At 72.0% G+C, this 18,450-nt stretch carries 15 protein-coding genes; 13 read left to right on the forward strand and 2 right to left on the reverse strand.

Going from position 1 to position 18,450, the window contains the following annotated elements; genetic code table 11:
* The first annotated feature begins 111 nt into the window (after nucleotides 1-111).
* Both AB0L06_RS26020 and AB0L06_RS26025 read left to right on the forward strand, forming a co-directional pair.
* Nucleotides 112-1,047, forward strand: a complete 936-nt coding sequence (locus AB0L06_RS26020) for a response regulator transcription factor (protein ID WP_500233706.1) — start codon at nucleotides 112-114, stop codon at nucleotides 1,045-1,047.
* Nucleotides 1,031-2,152 (forward strand): sensor histidine kinase, encoded by a 1,122-nt coding sequence (locus AB0L06_RS26025; protein ID WP_500233707.1) that lies wholly within the window; start codon nucleotides 1,031-1,033, stop codon nucleotides 2,150-2,152. The genes AB0L06_RS26020 and AB0L06_RS26025 overlap by 17 nt, the downstream gene beginning before the upstream one ends.
* 66 nt (nucleotides 2,153-2,218) lie before the next feature.
* On the opposite strand, the gene AB0L06_RS26030 is transcribed toward AB0L06_RS26025, so the two are convergent.
* Nucleotides 2,219-2,590: a hypothetical protein gene (locus AB0L06_RS26030; protein ID WP_500233708.1), complete on the reverse strand. Its 372-nt coding sequence runs from the start codon at nucleotides 2,588-2,590 to the stop codon at nucleotides 2,219-2,221.
* 268 nt (nucleotides 2,591-2,858) lie between these two features.
* Here AB0L06_RS26030 and AB0L06_RS26035 point away from each other — a divergent pair, with 268 nt between their 5' ends.
* From AB0L06_RS26035 to mptB, 3 genes are all read left to right on the forward strand, one after another.
* Nucleotides 2,859-3,194 (forward strand): STAS domain-containing protein, encoded by a 336-nt coding sequence (locus tag AB0L06_RS26035; RefSeq protein ID WP_500233709.1) that lies wholly within the window; start codon nucleotides 2,859-2,861, stop codon nucleotides 3,192-3,194.
* Between the two features lie 221 nt (nucleotides 3,195-3,415).
* Nucleotides 3,416-4,150 carry a glycosyltransferase family 2 protein gene (locus AB0L06_RS26040; RefSeq protein ID WP_500233710.1) on the forward strand — a complete coding sequence of 245 codons (735 nt, stop codon included), beginning with the start codon at nucleotides 3,416-3,418 and terminating at the stop codon, nucleotides 4,148-4,150.
* 224 nt (nucleotides 4,151-4,374) lie between these two features.
* Nucleotides 4,375-5,820, forward strand: a complete 1,446-nt coding sequence (gene mptB / locus AB0L06_RS26045; protein WP_500233711.1) for a polyprenol phosphomannose-dependent alpha 1,6 mannosyltransferase MptB — start codon at nucleotides 4,375-4,377, stop codon at nucleotides 5,818-5,820.
* On the opposite strand, the gene AB0L06_RS26050 is transcribed toward mptB, so the two are convergent.
* The gene (locus tag AB0L06_RS26050) at nucleotides 5,732-7,966 is read right to left on the reverse strand and encodes a hypothetical protein (protein WP_500233712.1); all 2,235 of its coding nucleotides are present in this window, start codon (nucleotides 7,964-7,966) and stop codon (nucleotides 5,732-5,734) included. The genes mptB and AB0L06_RS26050 overlap by 89 nt on opposite strands.
* A 109-nt stretch (nucleotides 7,967-8,075) precedes the next feature.
* On the opposite strand from AB0L06_RS26050, the gene AB0L06_RS26055 reads away from it, so the two are divergent.
* From AB0L06_RS26055 to AB0L06_RS26090, 8 genes are all read left to right on the forward strand, one after another.
* Nucleotides 8,076-9,611: a glycosyltransferase 87 family protein gene (locus AB0L06_RS26055; protein ID WP_500233713.1), complete on the forward strand. Its 1,536-nt coding sequence runs from the start codon at nucleotides 8,076-8,078 to the stop codon at nucleotides 9,609-9,611.
* Nucleotides 9,611-10,075 carry a DUF4446 family protein gene (locus AB0L06_RS26060; RefSeq protein WP_500233714.1) on the forward strand — a complete coding sequence of 155 codons (465 nt, stop codon included), beginning with the start codon at nucleotides 9,611-9,613 and terminating at the stop codon, nucleotides 10,073-10,075. Before AB0L06_RS26055 ends, AB0L06_RS26060 begins: the two co-directional genes overlap by 1 nt.
* 64 nt (nucleotides 10,076-10,139) lie before the next feature.
* Nucleotides 10,140-11,075: a prephenate dehydratase gene (pheA, locus tag AB0L06_RS26065; protein WP_500233715.1), complete on the forward strand. Its 936-nt coding sequence runs from the start codon at nucleotides 10,140-10,142 to the stop codon at nucleotides 11,073-11,075.
* 86 nt (nucleotides 11,076-11,161) lie between these two features.
* On the forward strand, nucleotides 11,162-13,123 hold the full coding sequence (locus AB0L06_RS26070) for a hypothetical protein (RefSeq protein WP_500233716.1): 1,962 nt from the start codon (nucleotides 11,162-11,164) through the stop codon (nucleotides 13,121-13,123).
* 40 nt (nucleotides 13,124-13,163) lie between these two features.
* Entirely contained in the window at nucleotides 13,164-15,083 is a 1,920-nt protein-coding gene (locus AB0L06_RS26075; RefSeq protein ID WP_500233717.1) for a carboxypeptidase-like regulatory domain-containing protein, read from the forward strand.
* Between the two features lie 87 nt (nucleotides 15,084-15,170).
* Nucleotides 15,171-17,102, forward strand: a complete 1,932-nt coding sequence (locus AB0L06_RS26080) for a carboxypeptidase-like regulatory domain-containing protein (protein WP_500233718.1) — start codon at nucleotides 15,171-15,173, stop codon at nucleotides 17,100-17,102.
* Nucleotides 17,103-17,230: 128 nt separating this feature from the next.
* Nucleotides 17,231-18,142, forward strand: a complete 912-nt coding sequence (locus AB0L06_RS26085) for an RpnC/YadD family protein (protein WP_500233719.1) — start codon at nucleotides 17,231-17,233, stop codon at nucleotides 18,140-18,142.
* A gap of 29 nt (nucleotides 18,143-18,171) precedes the next feature.
* A complete protein-coding gene (locus AB0L06_RS26090) occupies nucleotides 18,172-18,405 on the forward strand; it encodes a hypothetical protein (protein WP_500233720.1) in 234 nt (77 codons plus the stop codon).
* Nucleotides 18,406-18,450: the final 45 nt, after the last annotated feature.

An 18,450-nucleotide genomic window follows, 5' to 3' on the forward strand; every position in this document is an offset into this window, starting at 1 on the left:
CACCCACGGAACGCTCCCTCCCTCGCCGTCCAAGGGACGTTCCCCTGCCGAACTTCTTACGGAGTGATGACGCGACGGTGTGATTTCCCACGTCGCGCCTACCGTGGACCTGTGAGTTCACCGACGCGCCCCGCCCCCGCCGGACGTTCCGCCACCCCGCCCTCCGGACGCCCGGCCGCCTCCGCGCCCTCCGGACGCCCGGCCGCCACCCCATCCAGCGGGCGTCCCGTCACCCCCGCGCCCGCCGGACGCCCCCGGACCGCGGCCCCCGCCGCCGCGCCGGAGGAGGCCGGACGCATCCTCGTGGTCGACGACGACCCCACGGTCGCCGAGGTCGTCGCCCGCTACCTGGTCCGCGACGGGCACGCCGTCGAGTGCGTGGCCGACGGTCTCCAGGCGCTGCGGCGCGCCCACGAGAACCCGCCCGACCTGGTCGTCCTCGACCTGATGCTGCCCGGCATGGACGGCCTGGAGGTGTGCCGGAGGCTCCGCGAGACCACGACCGTCCCGGTCGTGATGCTCACCGCGCTCGGCGCCGAGGCCGACCGGCTCGTCGGCCTGTCGATGGGCGCGGACGACTACGTCACCAAGCCGTTCAGCCCGCGTGAGCTGGCCCTTCGCGTCCGGTCGGTGCTGCGGCGGGCACGCGGGGCGGTGGTCCCGACCACGCAGGGCCGTCCCCTCCGGGACGGCGATCTCGAGCTCGACCAGCACGCCCACACCGCCACGCTCGCGGGCGCCCCGCTCACCCTGACCGCCCGCGAGTTCGACCTGCTCGCCTTCCTGCTGCGCAACCCGGGCCGCGCCTTCACCCGCGAGGAGCTGCTCGACCGGGTGTGGGGCTGGTCCTTCGGCGACTCGGCGACCGTGACCGTCCACGTCCGCCGCCTGCGCGAGAAGCTGGAGCCGGACCCGGCCGCCCCGCGCCGCCTGGTCACCGTCTGGGGGGTGGGCTACCGCTACGATCCGTCCACCGAAGATCAATCCCCTCCGGAGGCGGCGGGGCAGGACGACCCCGGGAGGGGCTTGGATGATCCCTCTCGCTGATCTCGTCTGGGTCGCCTGGTACTCCGCGCTGGCGGCCGTGGTGGTCGCGGCCGTGGGACTGCTGACCCTGCACCTGCTGCGCGGACGGTCCGTGGCGACGCAGCTGACCGTCGTCGGGGTCGCGACCGTCCTGGCGACGGTGTCCGGGATCGTCGTGATCTCGCTGATGATGCTGCTCAACGAGCACGACCTGACCGTCGTCCTGTGGGTGGTGTCGGCGGCCGGGCTGGTGGCCCTGGCCGTGTCGGTGCTGCTCGGCAGGCGCCTCGTCGCGGCGAACCGCGTGCTCGTGGAGGCCGTCCGGGCGGACTCGTTCGAGCCGCCCGCCGTCCGCCTGCCCGCCGAGCTGGCCGAGTTGTCCCGCGAGCTCGAGGCGGCGCGGGCGCGCCTCGCCGCGTCGCACGAGCGCGAGCAGGCCCTGGAGGCGAGCCGCCGCGAGCTGGTCGCCTGGGTCAGCCACGACCTGCGCACCCCGCTCGCCGGGCTGCGCGCGATGGCCGAGGCCCTGGAGGACGAGGTCGTCGCCGATCCGGAGACCGTCCACCGCTACCACGGCCGGATGCGCGTCGAGGTGGAGCGGCTGGCCGAGCTGGTGGACGACCTGTTCGAGCTTTCCCGCATCCACGCGGGCGCGCTGCGGCTGTCCCGCGAGCGCGTCGGCCTGGCCGACCTGGTCGCCGAGGCCGTCGCGGGCGCAGAGCCGCTGGCCAGCGCGAAGGGCGTCCGGCTGACCGGTGAGGTGTCCGCCGGCGGCCCCGTCCAGGTGGACGCGTCGGAACTCGGCCGCGCCCTGCGCAACCTGGTGGTGAACGCGATCCGGCACACCCCGGGGGACTGCTCGATCGAGATCTCCGCCGAGCTCGTCGAGGGCGAGGCCCGGGTCACGGTCGCCGACGCCTGCGGCGGCATCCCCGCCGAGGACCTCCCGCGCGTCTTCGACGTCGCGTTCCGCGGCGAGACCGCCCGCACGCCCGGCGGCGGCGGGGGCCTCGGCCTCGCGATCGCCCGCGGCATCGTCGAGGCCCACTCCGGACGGATCGGCGTCACCAACACGGGCCCCGGCTGCCGCTTCGAGGTCAGCCTCCCCGCCGCCGTCCCCGCCTGACGCGCGGCGGCCCGGCGCACGTCAGGGGGTCTCTCATCGGACGTCCTCGCTCCAGGCGAGCGCCGTCTACGGTTCGAGGGACTCCTCGACGGCCCGGAACGTCGGGCATGGCCAGCGCCACATGCAGGCCCGGCAGCGCCGGATCGGGTTGTTCGGGTCGCTGGTGATGCCGCCCGCGTCCTGCGGCCGGTGCAGGTCGACCAGGCGCAGCGTGAGCTCGGTGAACATCATGACCTCGTCCCGCGCGCCCGACAGGAACGTCAGGTCCTCACGTGAGAGGCGCGCGCGGATCGGGACGAATCCGGACCGGTTCACCAGCTGGCCGAGGTACCGGGTGGCCGAGCGCCAGGAGTTGGCCTTCTCCGAACGCGTCCGGATCGATTCGAGGCGGTCGCGAAGCCGGAGCTCGCGGGGATCCGCACCCTGCCGGGTCCTCATGGTGGCACACCCCCTCCGCACGGCCACGGCCCTACGGTCCCCCATGCGGGCAGGTCGCGGGGGGTGAATGACGCAGATCCCGGGTCCGGACACGGCCAAGAAGCCCAAGATCCAGCACCCACCACGACGACCTTCCGGACATCTGGGATGTAACACCCCGTCACCCCCTTCGCAACACACCGTCGCGGCGCGCGGGACACGCCCATGCGACACGAGGACTTGGCCAACTCTCTGGCTCGGGGGCCGTTCGCCCGATAGTGTGCCCGTCGTGGAGCTCAATGTCTCGACCGCATCTCAGGGAGGTCACGCCGTCGTCACGGCGACCGGCGAGCTGGACCTGTACACCGCGCCCCGGTTGCAGGCCGCACTCGCGGGCCTGCTGCGCGACCAGGCGGACCGCATCACCGTCGACCTGAGCGGTGTGGAATTCTGCGACTCGACCGGCATGAACGTCCTGCTCTCCGCGATGAAGCGGATCAAGGAGCAGGGCGGCGCGCTGGAACTGGCCGCACCGCGTCCCGCCGTGAAGCGCATCCTGCAGGTCACCGGGCTCGACACGGTGTTCACCGTGGTGGACGCCGTGCCGGCCCTCGACACTCTCTGACGGTCCCACGACCTGACGGCCCGGCCGGACGGCGCGCACCCGCGCCGTCCGGCCTTCGCGCGCCCTGGACACGCTCCGTCCTTGTGGTCATCGCCACGCGCCCTCCCCTCTCCTGATCACGCCTCCGCCCCTGGGGAAGGGCTTTCGACGTGCTCGATCGGCGCCGGGCGGTCGGGCCAGGTTCCGGCGTGGCGCGCGTGGCGGTCGCTACGATCGGGCGCATGCAGGACGTAGCGGTGATCATCCCCGCGAAGGACGAGGCCGACCGGATCGGCGCGACGGTCGAGGCCGCCCTGGGACTGCCCGGCGCGGACCTGGTGGTGGTCGTGGACGACGGGTCGTCCGACGGCACCGGGAAGGCCGCCGAACGGGCGGGCGCGCGGGTCGTCCGGCACAGCCGCAACCGGGGCAAGGGCGCGGCGATGGAGACCGGCGCGGAGGCCGTCCGGCTGCTGGACGACGGCCGTGACCAGCCCCGCCACCTGCTGTTCCTGGACGCTGACCTCGCCGAGACGGCCGCCGAGGCCGCGCCGCTGGTCGCGCCCGTGCGCGCGGGCGAGGCCGACATGACGATCGCGATGTTCTCGGCCACGGTGAAGCTCGGCGGGCACGGATTCGTCGTCCGGCTGTCCCGGGACGGCATCCGACGCGCGACCGGCTGGACGCCGACCCAGCCGCTGAACGGGCAGCGCTGCCTGACCCGCGCCGCGTTCGAGGCCGCGCGGCCGCTCGCCGCCGGGTTCGGCGTGGAGACCGGCCTCACCATCGACCTGCTGCACAAGGGCTTCCGGGTGACCGAGGTCGAGGTGCCGCTCGCGCACCGCGCCACCGGCACCGACTGGCACGCGCAGGTGCACCGCGCCCGCCAGTTCCGCGACGTCGCGCGCGCCCTGGCCGTCCGCGAGCCCGCCGTCGCGAACCGCCTGGACCGGCTGCGCGCCTTCCGCCGCCCGTGAAACCGGCCGACCCCGCCGAGCATCGTCCTCCGGCCCGTCGGAGGACTCCGCCCGACGACGAACGCGCACGTGGCGCCGCCTTCGCCGCGTCAAGCGACGACCCCACCCCGCGCAACGCCGCCCCCGGCGAAACGCCCGAAACCGGCGCCCCCGCGCGGGGCGGTGCGGCTGATGACGGGCCTGGGACGGGCATCGGCACGTCGGACGCCGGGCGTGGGCTGGGGTTGGCGGGGCTGGTCGGGGTCGGGGTCTCGCTGGCGTGTTTCCTGGTCACGGCGTTGCTCGGGCCGTCGGTCTTCGAACCCGCGCTGCCCGGCCCCAAGTGGCAGCCGCCGTTCTCGCTGACCGCGCACCCGTCCCCGTACCTGGTGATCGGGCTGGCAGCGTTCGGGACGGCCGTCGGCGCCGCCGGGCTCCTCGCGTGCTTCCTGGCCGTCCGGCGCGGGTGGCGGGTGCGCGCGTTTCCGCTGGTCATGGTGGGGATGCTGGTCGCGGCGGCGTTCACGTTCATGCCGCCGGTCGGGTCGGCCGATCATCTGAACTACGCGTCCTACGGGCGGATGGCGGCCACCGGGCACGATCCGTACTCGACGACGGCGTCGGACGTCCCGAACGACCCGGTCATCGGCGCGGCCGAGGAGTGGCGGAAGACGCCGTCGGTGTACGGGCCGGTCGCGACGGCCGGTCAGGTCCTCGCGTCGTGGGTCGGCGGGGACTCGGTGCGGCTGACGGTGTTCGTCCTGGGGCTGCAGAACCTGCTGGCGTTCGGGCTGACCGGGCTGATCCTCTACCGGACGGCCCGCGACCGCGCCGGACGGCTGCGTTCCGCGCTCATGTGGACGTGCAACCCGCTTCTCCTGTTCCACATGGTCGGAGGCGGGCACAACGACGTTCTCGCGACCGCGCCCATGCTCGCCGGGCTCGTCCTGTGCACGCGGGCGGCCGGAGGTCCGGTCCGCGCGTTCCTCGGCGGCGTCCTGATCGGGTTCGGGACGGCGATCAAGCTGCCCGCCGCGCTCGTCGGCGGCGGACCCGCCTGGACGCTGCTGCGGCGCGTCCGCACGGACCGATCCGCGCGGTGGAGCCTGGTCGCGCTGGCCGGCGGAGCCGCGGCGACGGTCGCGCTCGGGTACGCGCTCGCCGGGCCGAACTCGCTCGACCAGGTCGAACGCGCCAGCCGGATGATCTCGCTCGCGACGCCCTGGCACCTGATCGCCATCCTGCAGCTGCCCGAGCTCCGGACGATCGTCAAGATCGGCTGGGTGGTGCTCGGGGCCGTCCTGGTGTGGGCGCTCGCGCGCGTCCTGCCCCGGCCGGACGATCTGGACGACCGCCAGGCGGAGGCCCGGGCCGTCGCGGCCGCGCTGGTGCTGGCCTGGCTGCTCGCCGCGCCCTACGAACTGCCCTGGTACGACGCGTTCGGATGGGCCGTCCTCGCGCTGCTGCCCTGGTCGCGGTTCGACCTGCTGCTGCTCGCGCACACGACTGCGCTGTCGCTCGCCTACCTGCCGGCGCGCGGGCCCGTGCCCGCCAGGCTCCCGGACGACCTGCACTGGCTGATCAGCGTCGTCCGGTCGGGGGTCATCCCTGTGTTGCTGACGGCTTTGCTGGTGTGGGCTCTGTGGACGGGTCTCCGGTCGGACCCGCGCCATCGTCGTCCAGCTCTGTAGCCCGCACGGCCGCCGCGACGAACAGCGGCACGATCAGCACCATCGCCACCGTCAGGATGATCATGCCCGAGTCGTTCACCAGGGTGCCGATCACGCCGACGGTGAGCCCGCAGACGAGCGCCGGGCGCATCGTCTCCGCGCGGGCGAAGGTGCGGGTCAGCACCGAGGTGTGCCGGAACCGGGACGGCCGGGCCAGGACGAAGTACAGCGCCACGATCCCGACGGCGACCAGCAGCGTGATCGGCCAGAACGCGAGGCTGCCGACCATCGCATCGAACTTGCGGGAGACGACCGTCCAGGCGCCGCCGCCGGTCAGGTCGTTCCAGAACTTGCCCATGTGCGTGGGGTGCGCGCTGCGCGAGTTCACGTAGGACAGCAGCAGCACGGCCGCCGCGCCCGCCGCCGCGAACAGGCCGAGCTTCACGATCGACACGCGCCGTCCGGACACCATCAGGCCGAGCAGCGCGAACGTCGGGACCATGGCCAGGACGCCGCCGAAGTCGGCGCCCCACATCGGCCCGCCGTCCAGCGCGATCGCGGCGAGCCCGACGGCGGCCACGACGAGCACGGCCGCCCAGCGCCGTCCCTGCCGCAGCGGGAAGGCCGCCAGCCACGCCGCCGACAGCACGGCCGCGGCCGCGAACAGGGCGAACGCCTGATTGCCGAAGCCGTAGAAGCGTCCGGCGACGACGGCCGTGTAGCCGAGGAGCGAGTTCGTCTGCAGGTTGGAGCCGGTCATGACGTCCAGGCCGAGGACGGCGGCCGTGACGCCCGCGACGATCAGGCCGGGCGTGGTCACCGACCGCCGCCACGGGCCGCCGAGCGCCAGGGCCGTCATCGCCACGCTGATCGCCAGGACCGTCGCCATCAGCACCGGGGTCGCGTGCGGGGCCTTCCACCAGGGGACGAGCCCCGCGATGAAGGACGCGCCGGGCACCGACGCGCCGAGCAGCGCGACCGCGCGCGTGCCGGCGAGGATCCGGCTCCGCGCGGACGGACCGCCCCAGCGCCGCCGCAGCGCCAGGGCCGCGAGCACGTACACGACGAGCTGGACGACCATCAGCGTGGACAGGAAACCGCTCTGGGCGCTCCGGATCGCCTGCCCGGCGATCTCCTCGTCCTTCAGGACCTCGACCTTGCGGTCGGCGGAGTCGTCGGTCGCGCGCGTGCGGAAGGTGGAGCCGACCGCGTCGACCGGCTCCGGCAGCCTCAGCGACTGCATGACCGTGGACGTGACGTCGGTCAGCGTGACCAGGCCCCGCTGCCGCGTCGCGTCCGAGTAGAGGTAGGACGACCCGGTGAAGCCCGGCCCGGTCGCGAGCGCGACCCGCAGGTGCGGCTTCGGCCCGTTGTCGGACATGCCCGCGACCAGCACGGTCGTGCCCGCCGGAACGCTCGCGAGGACCTGCGCGACCCGCCGGTCGGCCGTCGCCGCGGCGCGCGCCCGGTCGGCCAGGCCGACGGGGACCTGCACGCCCTTCGCGTCCACCCCGGCGGCGAGGTAGACGCGGAACACGTCGTCGATCTCCACGGCGGTGAGCGGGCAGCGCGTCCAGTCGTCCGGGGTCGCGGCGCCGACGCCGCTGACGTAGTGGTCGACGCGTCCGGAGTGGTCGGCGAGGCCGTACACCGCTCCCGGCCCGATCGCGCTGGTGCAGATCCCGGCGCGGTGCGCGGTCTCGCCGAGCAGACCGGACTTGGCCTGGTAGGACGAGTCGGCGTTGTCCTTGACGATCTTGGGCCAGCCGGGGGCCAGCGCGCCGCCCTGCGCGGGAGCGGGCGACCCGGACGGCACCGGGGCGCCCGGCAGCACCGGGTTGGACGGCAGGACGCAGTCGGCGTCCTTCAGGACCGACCGCTGCCCGGCCGACACCGTCAGCCAGCCGTCGGTGGGGCAGGTGTTCGGCTTGGTCGCGCGGACGGTCATGGCCGCGGCGCCGCCCTGGCCGGTGAGCCGCCACAGGGCCGGGGTGTTCCTGGCGGTGACGTCCGTCCACATCAGGCCGTCCACGCCCACGAGCACCACGCGTCCGCCGGGGGCCGCCCCACCGGCGTTCGAGGGTGCGTTCGAAGGCGTGCTCGAAGCCGCGACCGGCTCCGCTGCCTGCGCCGACCATGCGGGAAGTCCGAGGAGGAGACCCGTCACGGCGAGAACCAGCAGGACAGCGGCTACGGCCGGTCGCGGTATGTGGAGTCTCGCCCCCGGTAGCCCCATGTCGTCCAGGGTAGTGGCACCTTTAGGACAGGATGTGAACATGCGAGGAGCCATGGGGACGGGTGACGTCGCGCCTGAGCGGCGGGAGTCCACCCTGGACGGAGGTGCGGCGGTGGGGGCGACTGCCGTGAACGAGGCCGCTGCGGAGGGCGACGGACGGGGCGGGAGCACCCGCGCCCAGGCGGCGGGTCACGCCGGTCGGGACGACGTGTCCCGCACCACCGGCGGATGGCGTCCTCAAAACGGTGTGGACTGGCTCATCCTGGCCGCCGGAATCCTGGTGGCCGTGGCAGTGATCACACCGATCGTCGTCCGCTGGCTCGGCAACCCGCCCGACCAGCGGCTCGTCGACCTGGAGGTGTACCGGGAGGGCGGACGGGCCGTCCTCCGGCAGGCCAAGCTGTACGACGTCCTCACCCAGCCGCCGCAGCTGCTCCCCTTCACCTACCCGCCGTTCCCGGCGCTGCTCGCCGTCCCGTTCACGCTCATGTCCTGGACGGCCGCCCAGTGGACCTGGACGATCCTCGAGTTCGCCGCGCTCGGCGTGATCATCCGGTACGCGTTCCGCGACCTGGTCGCCCGGACGGGCCGCTGGGCCCCGCTGACCTTCGCCGTCCTGTTCGGCGCGTGCGCCTGGCTGACCCCGTCGTACGCCCAGATCCGGTTCGGGCAGGTCGGCTTCTTCCTCCTGGCGCTCTGCCTCGCCGACACGATGGCCCGCACCGCCTACTGGCCGCGCGGCGTCCTGGTCGGCCTGGCCATCGCGATCAAGCTGGTGCCCGGCGTCTTCCTCATCTACTTCCTGATCACCGGACGCCGTCAGGCCGCGCTGAACTCCCTGCTCACGGCGGCCGCCGCGTCCCTGTTCGCGTTCGCCTGGCTGCCCAGGGACTCGGCCGACTACTGGTTCGGCGCGCTGCTCCAGGGCGGCGACCGCACAGGGGCGGTGAACGGCACGACCAACCAGGCGGTGAACGGCTGGGTATCCCGGATCACCCCGGAGGGCCCCGTCCGGTCGCTGCTGTGGTTCGCGCTCGCCCTGCTCGTCGCCTATGTCGGGTTCCGGCTGGCCCGCCGGTCGACGATCGCCGCCGACCGGCTCGCGCTGCCCGCCCTGCCACCCGACCCGTCCAGGCGCTGGGGGACGGACCGGATGCTCGCCGCCGACCCGGTGTCCGGCGAGGCCGCCTACAGCCTGCTGCTCGGCGGGGTCGCGATCACCGGCCTGCTCTCGGTGCTGCTGTCCCCGGTCGGCTGGATCCACCACCTCGTGTGGGCCATCCCCGTCGCGGGCGCCCTGGTCGGAGACGGCCGGAACCTCAGGCGATGCCTGCTCGCCGCGGGCGTCTGGCTCTTCTACCTCTTCCCCGTGCCCTGGTGGGGGACGCACCTGACCGGCCCGACCCATCCGCTCGTTCTGCGGGTCGTCGGGCAGATCGTCCGCGACCTGTTCGGCTTCGGAGCGGTCGCCCTCATGGTGCTCCTGGGCGTCCGGCTGGTGAACCGTCTGGGCCGAAGCGGCGATCACGAGGATCCCTCTCGTCCTCCGGACGGTGTCGGTACGCTCACTCCGTGATGCTTGCCGCCGTTGCCATCGCCGGACTCGTCGCCGGTGTGGCCGGACTCTCGATCGCCGTGGTGGCCCACAACCGGGTCAACCAGGTGGTCGAGGAGTGCGCCGAGGTGCTGCGCCGCCGGCTCCAGGCCGCCGGGCCCGCCGGCGCGGTCGACGGCCAGGCCCTGCGCGACCTGGCGATCGTGCACTACGACGCGCTCAGGGAGATGTCCGGCCACCGCTCCTTCTCGCTCGCCCTCATCAACGCCTCCGGGGACGGGGTCGTGATCAGCTCCATCATCGGACGCACCGAGACCCGCACCTACGCCAAGCCCATCCGGGACGGCCACCCCTCCGAACCCCTCTCGCCGGAGGAGAACCAGGCCCTCCGCGCCGCCCGGCTCGGCAAGGGCCCGGTCGTGACCATGGACGACCCGCTCCCCGACTTCGGCGACCCCGGCCGGGCCACCCCCACGCACACCTGAGATCTCAGCCTCGCACCACGTACACTCCTGACGTCCGGGAGACTTGCATTCGGGGGGACGCACCGTGCCTGAGCCGCGCAAATGGGCCTATCTGGGACCGCAGGGCACCTTCACCGAGGCCGCGCTGCACGCCTTCCCCGGCGCGGTCGGCGCCGAGCACGTCCCGTTCTCTACCGTCCCCGCCGCGCTCGACGCCCTGCGCACCGGCGAGGTGGACGGCGCGGTCGTCGCCCTGGAGAACTCCGTCGAGGGCTCCGTCCCGACCACGCTGGACGAACTGGCCACCGGCGACCCCGTCCAGATCGTCGGCGAGATCCACCTGCCGGTCTCGTTCGCCCTGCTCGTCCGGCCCGGCACCCGCATCGAGGACGTCAAGACCGTCGCGTCCCACCCGCACGCCCAGCCGCAGTGCCGCCGCTGGCTCGCCGCGAACGTCCCGGACGCCGAGTGGCGCGCCGCCACGTCCAACGCCGAGGCCGCCCAGCACGTCGCCGACGGCCACTACGACGCCGCCCTCGCCGGCTCCTTCGCCGCCGCCACCTACGGCCTCGAAGCCCTGGCCGAGGACATCCACGACGTCGCCGACGCCGTCACCCGCTTCGTCGCCCTGCGCCGCCCGTGCTCCCCGCCGCCCCCCACCGGCATGGACCGCACCAGCGTCGTCGCCTTCATCGGCGAGGACCACCCCGGCGCCCTGCTGGAGATCATCACCGAGTTCTCCGTCCGCGGCATCAACCTGTCCCTCATCCAGTCCCGCCCCACCGGCCAAGGCCTCGGCTCCTACCTGTTCTGGATGGACTTCGAGGGCCACGTCTTCGAGTCCCGCGTCGGCGAGGCCCTCATGGCCCTGCGCCGCGTCTGCGCCGACGTCCGCTTCCTCGGCTCCTACACCCGCGCCGACAAGGTCCGGCCCGACATCCGCCGCGGCACCCACGACCACGACTTCACCGAAGCCGCCGCCTGGCTCGCCACCATCCGCTGCGGCGCCACCGAACGCTGATCAGAAACCCTCGCGCGAAGGTAAACCATCTCTTACCTCCGCGCGTCCCCTCCATGCTCGCCTTGAACGATCATGGAGTACCCCCCTTGCGCCTCCACCTCGCCGCGATCACCGCCGCACTCGTCCTCACCCCGCTCGCGGCCCCCGCCCAGGCCGACACCCCACCCGCGATCACCGCCGCCGCATCCGGGCCGGTCCTCACCAACGCCCATTTCATGACCGACGCGGACCGGGCCGTCCCCAAGGTGACCCTGAAGTCCACCTCCGGCGTCACCCGCGTCGACATGCGCCTACGCGGGGCGGACGAAGCCCGGCCCTACCCGGCCTACGACGACGTCCCGCGCAGTTCGGGGACCGCGAACGACGGCCTGTGGAACATCCCGGCCTGGATCACCCTCCACCCGGGACGCACCTTTCTCGATCTGGAGATCACCGAGGCTTCCGGGGAACGCACGACGCTGACCGGGGTGGCGTTCGTGGACGCCGAGCACCGTGGGTGGGACGTCGACGCCTTCACCCGAATGCCCGTCAACACCGGCCCGTTCCTAGGCGAGGCGGACGTGACCGTCTCGGCTGATCCCCAGCGGGTGAGTGCCCAACTGTTCCGCGCCGGGACGAACGAGCCGGTCGGGGACCCCCTGCCGATGCTGGTGGAAAGGCGCTCCGACTACGGCGACTGGTCGGTCCTCAGATACCGGACGACCGGAACCTTCGCCCCTCCCGCTGGTGACTACGAGCTTCTCGTGACCGCCTGGGACGCTCAGGGGGACCAGGTCTCGGACCGCTCGTCCGTCGTCCGCCGGCGGTTCGCCCAGCGCATGGTGATCGACAAGCCCGACCGCACCTGGTACGACGCGGACCACCCCGACCTGACCGTCACCGGGCATGTCACCGACACCTCCGGTGCCCCGCTCTCCGGAGTCGCGATCAGTGGTGGCGGCGCCACCACGACCACCGACGCCACGGGCGCCTTCACCCTCACGTTGGACGCCTTCCAGGGAACCGTGCTCAAGGCGACGGGCCACGGCGACTTCCTGGAGACCACCGCGACCGTCACGCTCCAGCACCAGCTCGTCCAGCCGCTGCTGACGCTGCGGAGGAACAGCGACGACACACCGCGCGTCGGCGACACCGTCACTCTGAGCGGCTCGCTCACACACCGTCCCGGGTCCGGCCCGGAAGCCCCGCTGTCCGACAAAACGGTCGAGCTCACCGCCTCCGGGCTCACCACCCCGCAGACTCCCCCGTTCCCGCCCGTGCGGGTCACCACCGGCGCGGACGGCACCTATTCGGTCCAGATCCGCATCACCGGAGCGGGCAGCTGGATGGTCACCGCGAACTTCTCCCGCCAGGGCGAGTTCGATTCCGCGGCAGCCTCCCGTTCCCTCTCCGCCGACTACACGACCGCGATCGTGATGAACGGCCCCGCCCCGAAGCAGACCATCGTCGGTTCCAAGATCACGTTGCGCGGCAAGGTCGTCCGGCTGCACGTTCCGTCCGACCAGGCGGTGGTCAAGGAGGGCGGCGCGTTCCTGGAATTCTCCACGGACCGCAAGGTCTGGAGGCGCAAGTCGCAGGCCCGCTTCGCCGGGGACGGCACCTTCGCCCTCACCGGCACCGTCGCCGTGGACGGTTACTGGCGCGTCGCCTACGACGGCGCGAACTCCTCCATCCCCGTGCACCAACCCGCGTTCGAGAGGCCCTCCCTCGGCCCCGCCTACTTCGTGGACGCCAGGTACCGCACAGCGATCTCGTCGTTCAACGCGTCGCCGGAACCGGTGAAGAAGGGCCGCACCCTCACGGTGAAGGGCCGCTTCACCAGGCAGATCGGCACGTGGCGGCCCGGCGTGGGCGCGCTGCTGACGATCTATTTCAAGCCGTCCGGTTCGTCCAGGTGGAAGGCCATGGGAACCACGAGGACCTACCGCGACGGCTGGTTCAGCAAGAACTTCAAGGCGTCCGCCGACGGAACCTGGGCCGCCGCCTACGCCGGCAGCCCCGCCTACCTCGGTGTTTGGAGCGCGGGCGACTACGTCGACGTCCGCTGACCCCTTCTCCACCCCACCGAACGATCACGGAGCCACCCCCTTGCGCAGAACCCTCGCGGCATCGTTGTCGCTACTCGCAGCCCTCGCCTTCGTCCCCGCCCTCCCGGCCGCGGCGGACGGCCGGCCCGTGCTGATCTACCAGACGGACCTCGGGGACGGAAAGGGCTCGAACGAGGTCCTGCCGCTCGTCCGGCTCGCCCCCACGAGCACGATCGCCCGCGTCGACATGAGCCTGAGGGCGAAGGGCGGCGCCACGCCGTACCTGACCCTCGAGGACGTGCCCCGCCAGTCCAGCACCCAGTGGGGTCCGGCGGCTCCGGTGCGCCTCCAGCCCGGCCGCACCTACCTCGACGTCGCGGTCACCGACCGGTCCGGCGCCCGGACGGAGTTCTCCGCGGTGAGCTTCGTGGACACCCCCGAGCGCGGCTTCACCATCGCCATGGCGTACGGCGCCTACGACCCGACCGGCCCCTTCGACCTCTGGGGAGGGATCTCCGGTCTTCCCCGGCCCCAGAAGGTGACGGCCCAGCTCTTCCGGGCCGGGACCAACGACCCGGTCAGCCCCGAGGTGGCCATGGGGCGTCCGAGCGACAGCACGGAGCTGTACAAGACCGACCGGGTCGTCGACGCGCCGGTCGGCTCCTACGAGTCCGTCGTGAAGGCCTGCGACGCCCAGGACGACTGCAGGACCCTCAGGTCCTGGACGTTCCAGCGGAAGCTCGCCCAGCGGTTCGTGGACCTGAAAACCGACCCCGCGTGGACCGACCTGCACCACCCGGCCGCATCCGTCACCGTGACCGGCCGGCTCGTGGGCGCCGACGGGGAGCCGCTGGCCGGAGTGGACGTCGAGGGCGCGTCCAACGGCACGACGGAAACCGCCAAGACGGCCGCGGACGGCGCCTTCACCCTCACCCTGTCGCCGTTCGGGTATCTCGTGACGCTGACGGCACCCGCCCATGGCGACTACGTGAGAGCCACCGAGTCCGCCGCGCCCGAGCACAGGCGGCTTCCCACCCGGCTCACGCTGGCGTCGAGCGCGGCGAAGGCCCACGTGGACGCCGACGTGACCGTGAAGGGGACCCTGGTCGAGCCGACGTCGTCCGGTGGGTCCGCACCGCTGTCCGGCAAGACGATCGAGATCAAACTTCTCGACCCCCGGGGGATGAGCGCCGACCCGGCCCAGCAGGTGGTCACCGGGCCGGACGGTTCCTACACCGCGCGGATCCGCGCCATGCGTCCGGGGGACCTGTCGATCGTCGCGCGGTTCAAGGAGGACTCCGACTACACCGCGTCCGTCGCGTCCGTCCCACTCCGTGCCGACTACCTCATCGCAATGGAACCTGAGGGCAACACGCCGCCGGCGCATGCCGCCGTCGGATCCAAGATCACGCTGGATGGCCGGCTCCTCCAGCTCGGCGGGATCCCGGACCCGAACCTCCTCACCGACCCCGTCTACCTCGAGTTCTCCACGGACCGGAAGAACTGGACGCGCGTCACCCAGGCGCGGCCGGGCCAGGAAGGCGAGTTCAGCCTCACCGGCACCATCGCGAAGGACGGCTACTGGCGTGCCCGCTATCCCGGGTCGGCGCAGCGGTCCGCCCTTCCCGTCACCGGCACGACGTACTACGTGGACGCTGTGGTCGTCAGGCACCACACGGCGATCTCGGAGTTCAACGCGTCGCCGGAACCGGTGCGGAAGGGTCGTCCGATCAAGGTCTCGGGCCGCCTCAACAGGCACCTCGCCAGGTGGGTGCCCGCCCCGGGCGCGACGCTGACGATCTACTTCAAGCCCAGGGGCTCGTCCAAGTGGCGGGTCATGGCCACCGTCCGGACCGGCGGCGACGGCCGGTTCGTCAAGAAGTTCAAGGCGTCCGCCGACGGCACCTGGGCCGCCGCGTACGCGGGCAGCGCGAACTACCTGGGCGACTGGAGCGAGGGCGACTACGTCGACGTCCGCTGACGGAGGGGGCGGCGCGCGGAGGTAAACCTGTGTTGACCTTCGCGCGTCATCCCCTTACTTGATTCACGTGATCACGGAGAACGTCCCTTGCGCAGAACCCTCGCGGCCCTGGTGTCGCTGCTCACCGTCCTGGCCCTGCCGCCGTTCGCGGCGACCGCGTCCGCGGAAGCCGCGTCCGCCCCGGTCGTCATGAACGCCCACTTCACGACCACCACGGGCGGCGCGGTACCTCAGGTCTCCTTGAAGTCGGAGTCCGGTGTCACCCGGGTCGACATGAGGTTCCGCGCGCTGGACTCGTCCGAGCCCTATCCGGCCTTCGACGACGTCCTCCGCACCCTCGGGACCGCGAACGCGGGAACCTGGAGCACCGGGAAGGTCGTGCCGCTCCAGCCGGGTCGCACCTCCCTCGACCTGGAGATCACCGAGAACTCCGGCGAGCACACCGTGCTGACGGGGGTCGCCTTCACCGACGCCGGACAGCGCGCCTGGACGGTCACCGCGGACGGCGGGAACCCCACTCACAGCCGACCCTTCAAGGGCTACGGCCAGGTCGTGTTCCAGGGCACCGTGGACCACGTCACCGCCCAGCTCTACCGGGCCGGGACGAACGAGAAGGTCGGGGACGAGCTCCCGATGACCAGGACGGAGACGTCCGACCACAGCGGCTACTCGTCCTCGGACTACGAGACGGACGGGCTCTTCGACGCCCCCGTCGGCACCTACGAGATCACCGTGACCGCCTTCGACGCCAGGGGCGACCACGTCGCCGCGCGGTCGGGCGTCCAGGTGATGCGGCTGGCCCAGCAGCTGGCGGACGTCCGGGTGAGTCCCGACGCGATCGACTTCGACCACCCGGAGGCGACCGTCACCGGACGGGTCACCGACACCGCAGGTACGCCGCTCGGCGGGGTCACGGTGTCCCTGAACACCCCGGAGGCGACGGCCACGTCCACGGCCGACGGCTCGTTCACACTGAAGGTGACGCCGACCACGACGGCCGCCAGGCTCTCCGCTTCCGGACACGGCGACTACGCCTCGACGGTGGCCGCCGTGTCCTTCCCCCTCCGGGCGCAGCCGACGCGGGTCTCGATCACTCGCACCCCGGGCGCGGCGCGGGTCGGCGAGAAGGCCACGCTCTCCGGACTCCTGGAGCGCCAGAACTCCGCCGGCGCCTGGGTCCCCTTCCCCGGCAGGGCCGTGAAGCTCTCGTTCGTCTCCGACGGGACGAAGCAGACCACCGAGCTCGGCGCGCCGACCACCGGCCCCGACGGCCGCTACTCGCTGCCCGTCACGGTCACCGGATCGGGCACCTGGCAGGTGGGCTCCGCCGGCAACGCGTTCCTCCAGAGCAGCATGGCGGGCGAGCACCACGGCTCCTCGTTCTGGACGCGGATCACCGGCGTCACCGCCCGTCCGAACCCCGTCGCCGTCGGCGGCAAGGTCACCGTGAGCGGTCAGATCGTCCGGACCGGCGCGCCCGCGGGCAGCGCCAACGTGGTCAACGTCCCCGTGAGCCTCACGTTCAGCCCGGGTCCCGGACGGATGTTCAGTATGGCCAAGGGCCGGACGGACGCGGCCGGACGCTTCTCGCTCTCCGGCGTCGCCAAGTCCGACGGGAAGTGGTGGGTCGAATTCTCTGGTGACCAGGGCATCGGAGGCACCTGGGACGAACCGTCCGCCACCCCGCGCATCTTCGTGGACACCAAGTACAAGACGGCGATCTCGTCGTTCGACGCGTCGCCGGAGCCGGTGAGGAAGGGCCGCACCCTCACGGTGAAGGGGAAGATCACCAAGTTCACCGGGAGCTGGAAGCCCGCCACGGGCGCGGCGCTGACGATCTACTTCAAGCCCAAGGGCTCGTCCAAGTGGAAGGCCATGGGCACCACCAAGGCCGACCGCAACGGCCGCTTCACCAAGGGCTTCAAGGCGTCCGCCGACGGAACCTGGGCCGCCGCCTATGCCGGCAGCTCCACCTACCTGGGCATCTGGAGCGCCGGCGACTACGTCGACGTCCGCTGACCGACCCCGCTCTGCGAGGGCCGCCTCCCGCGTCCGGAGGCGGCCCTTTGGCCTGTCTGGACGTTTGCGCGGGCCGGAAATCTCGAACTTCAGGTAATCGTTCGACTGCGTTCGGTAACGTGCCGTGCATGGTCAAGCCCCCACATGAGGCGCTGCATCAGATCTTTCGCCATGATCCCCGACTGTTCGCCGAGTTCATGGACAGGTCGGCGGGCCTCGCGTTCCCCAAGGTGCTCGCCGTCCACGAGCTCAACTCGAACCTGAACGAGATCAGGACGGTCGAGGCCGAGGCCGACACCGTCCTCATGGTCGAGACCGTGGACGGCCCCCACATCGTGGTCATCGAGGCCCAGGGACGCGTCGACAAGGACAAACTCAAGTCGTGGCCGTATTACGTGGCCTACCTGCGCAACAAGTACGACTGCGAGGTCACCCTCATCGTCGTCTGCCACGACCGCGCCACCGCGGACTGGGCGCGGCAGGAGATCTTCACAGGACTGGCGAACCGGCCGTCCCAGTGCACCTGGCCGATCGTCCTCGCACCCGACAACGTCAGCCCGCTGACCTCGGCCGCCGAGTTCGTCCGCGACCCGATGTCCGCCGCGTTCCGCGTCCTGACCCACGCGTCCTCCAAGCCCACGCCGGGCATAATCGAAATCCTGGAGGAAGGGGTGGCCGCCCTTAAGCGGCAGGACGTGGAGACCGCCCGGTTCCTGGGCACATTCCTTCACGCAGGGCTGGCCAAGAGCACCCTGCTCGAACCCTGGAGGCAGATTGTGAGCACGATCATCAAGGACAACAGGCTCTTCGAGGAGATCCGCGCCGAAGGTCACGCGGAGGGCCGGGCCGAAGGACGCGCGGAGGAACGGGTGGCGACCGAGCGGGAGATCCTGCTCGAGTTGCTGGCGGACAGGAACTTCAAACTGACCGACGTCGCCCGGGAACGCATCGCCGACTGCACAGACTCCAAGGCGCTGAAGCGGTGGGTTCTGCGATCCGCCCGTGTGAACTCGCTGGACGAGGTGTTCGGCGAAGACTGACAGCGATCAGATACTCGACGGAGGCGATCATGAGCACTACCGGCGACAACAGACTCGCCAGGGGCCTCCGTGCCGAGGCCCACGCCGAGGGACGCATCCAGGGGGCGCAGGAAGCACTTCTACTCCTCCTCGAAGGGGGTGAGTTCGAGCTGACGGACGCGCATCGCGTGCGCATCTCCGCCTGCACTGACACTGTGACGATCAAGCAGTGGGCTGTTCGAGCCGTCCAAGGGGTGCCACTGGACGAAGTCTTCAGCGACTGAAGGCAGGGCGATGCTCCAGTTTGGGCACCGGACGGCGTGTTCAAC

Origin of the sequence: Spirillospora sp. NPDC052269 (assembly GCF_040679435.1) — a bacterium.
GTDB lineage: Bacteria > Actinomycetota > Actinomycetes > Streptosporangiales > Streptosporangiaceae > Spirillospora.

Bases quoted from the DNA above. Each gene is read 5' to 3' on its own strand.
- AB0L06_RS26055 (WP_500233713.1), top strand. From the start codon at position 8,076: ATGCGAGGAGCCATGGGGACGGGTGACGTCGCGCCTGAGCGGCGGGAG.
- AB0L06_RS26030 (WP_500233708.1), bottom strand. From the start codon at position 2,590: ATGAGGACCCGGCAGGGTGCGGATCCCCGCGAGCTCCGGCTTCGCGAC.
- AB0L06_RS26060 (WP_500233714.1), top strand. From the start codon at position 9,611: ATGCTTGCCGCCGTTGCCATCGCCGGACTCGTCGCCGGTGTGGCCGGA.
- AB0L06_RS26090 (WP_500233720.1), top strand. From the start codon at position 18,172: ATGAGCACTACCGGCGACAACAGACTCGCCAGGGGCCTCCGTGCCGAG.
- AB0L06_RS26025 (WP_500233707.1), top strand. From the start codon at position 1,031: ATGATCCCTCTCGCTGATCTCGTCTGGGTCGCCTGGTACTCCGCGCTG.
- AB0L06_RS26085 (WP_500233719.1), top strand. From the start codon at position 17,231: ATGGTCAAGCCCCCACATGAGGCGCTGCATCAGATCTTTCGCCATGAT.
- AB0L06_RS26040 (WP_500233710.1), top strand. From the start codon at position 3,416: ATGCAGGACGTAGCGGTGATCATCCCCGCGAAGGACGAGGCCGACCGG.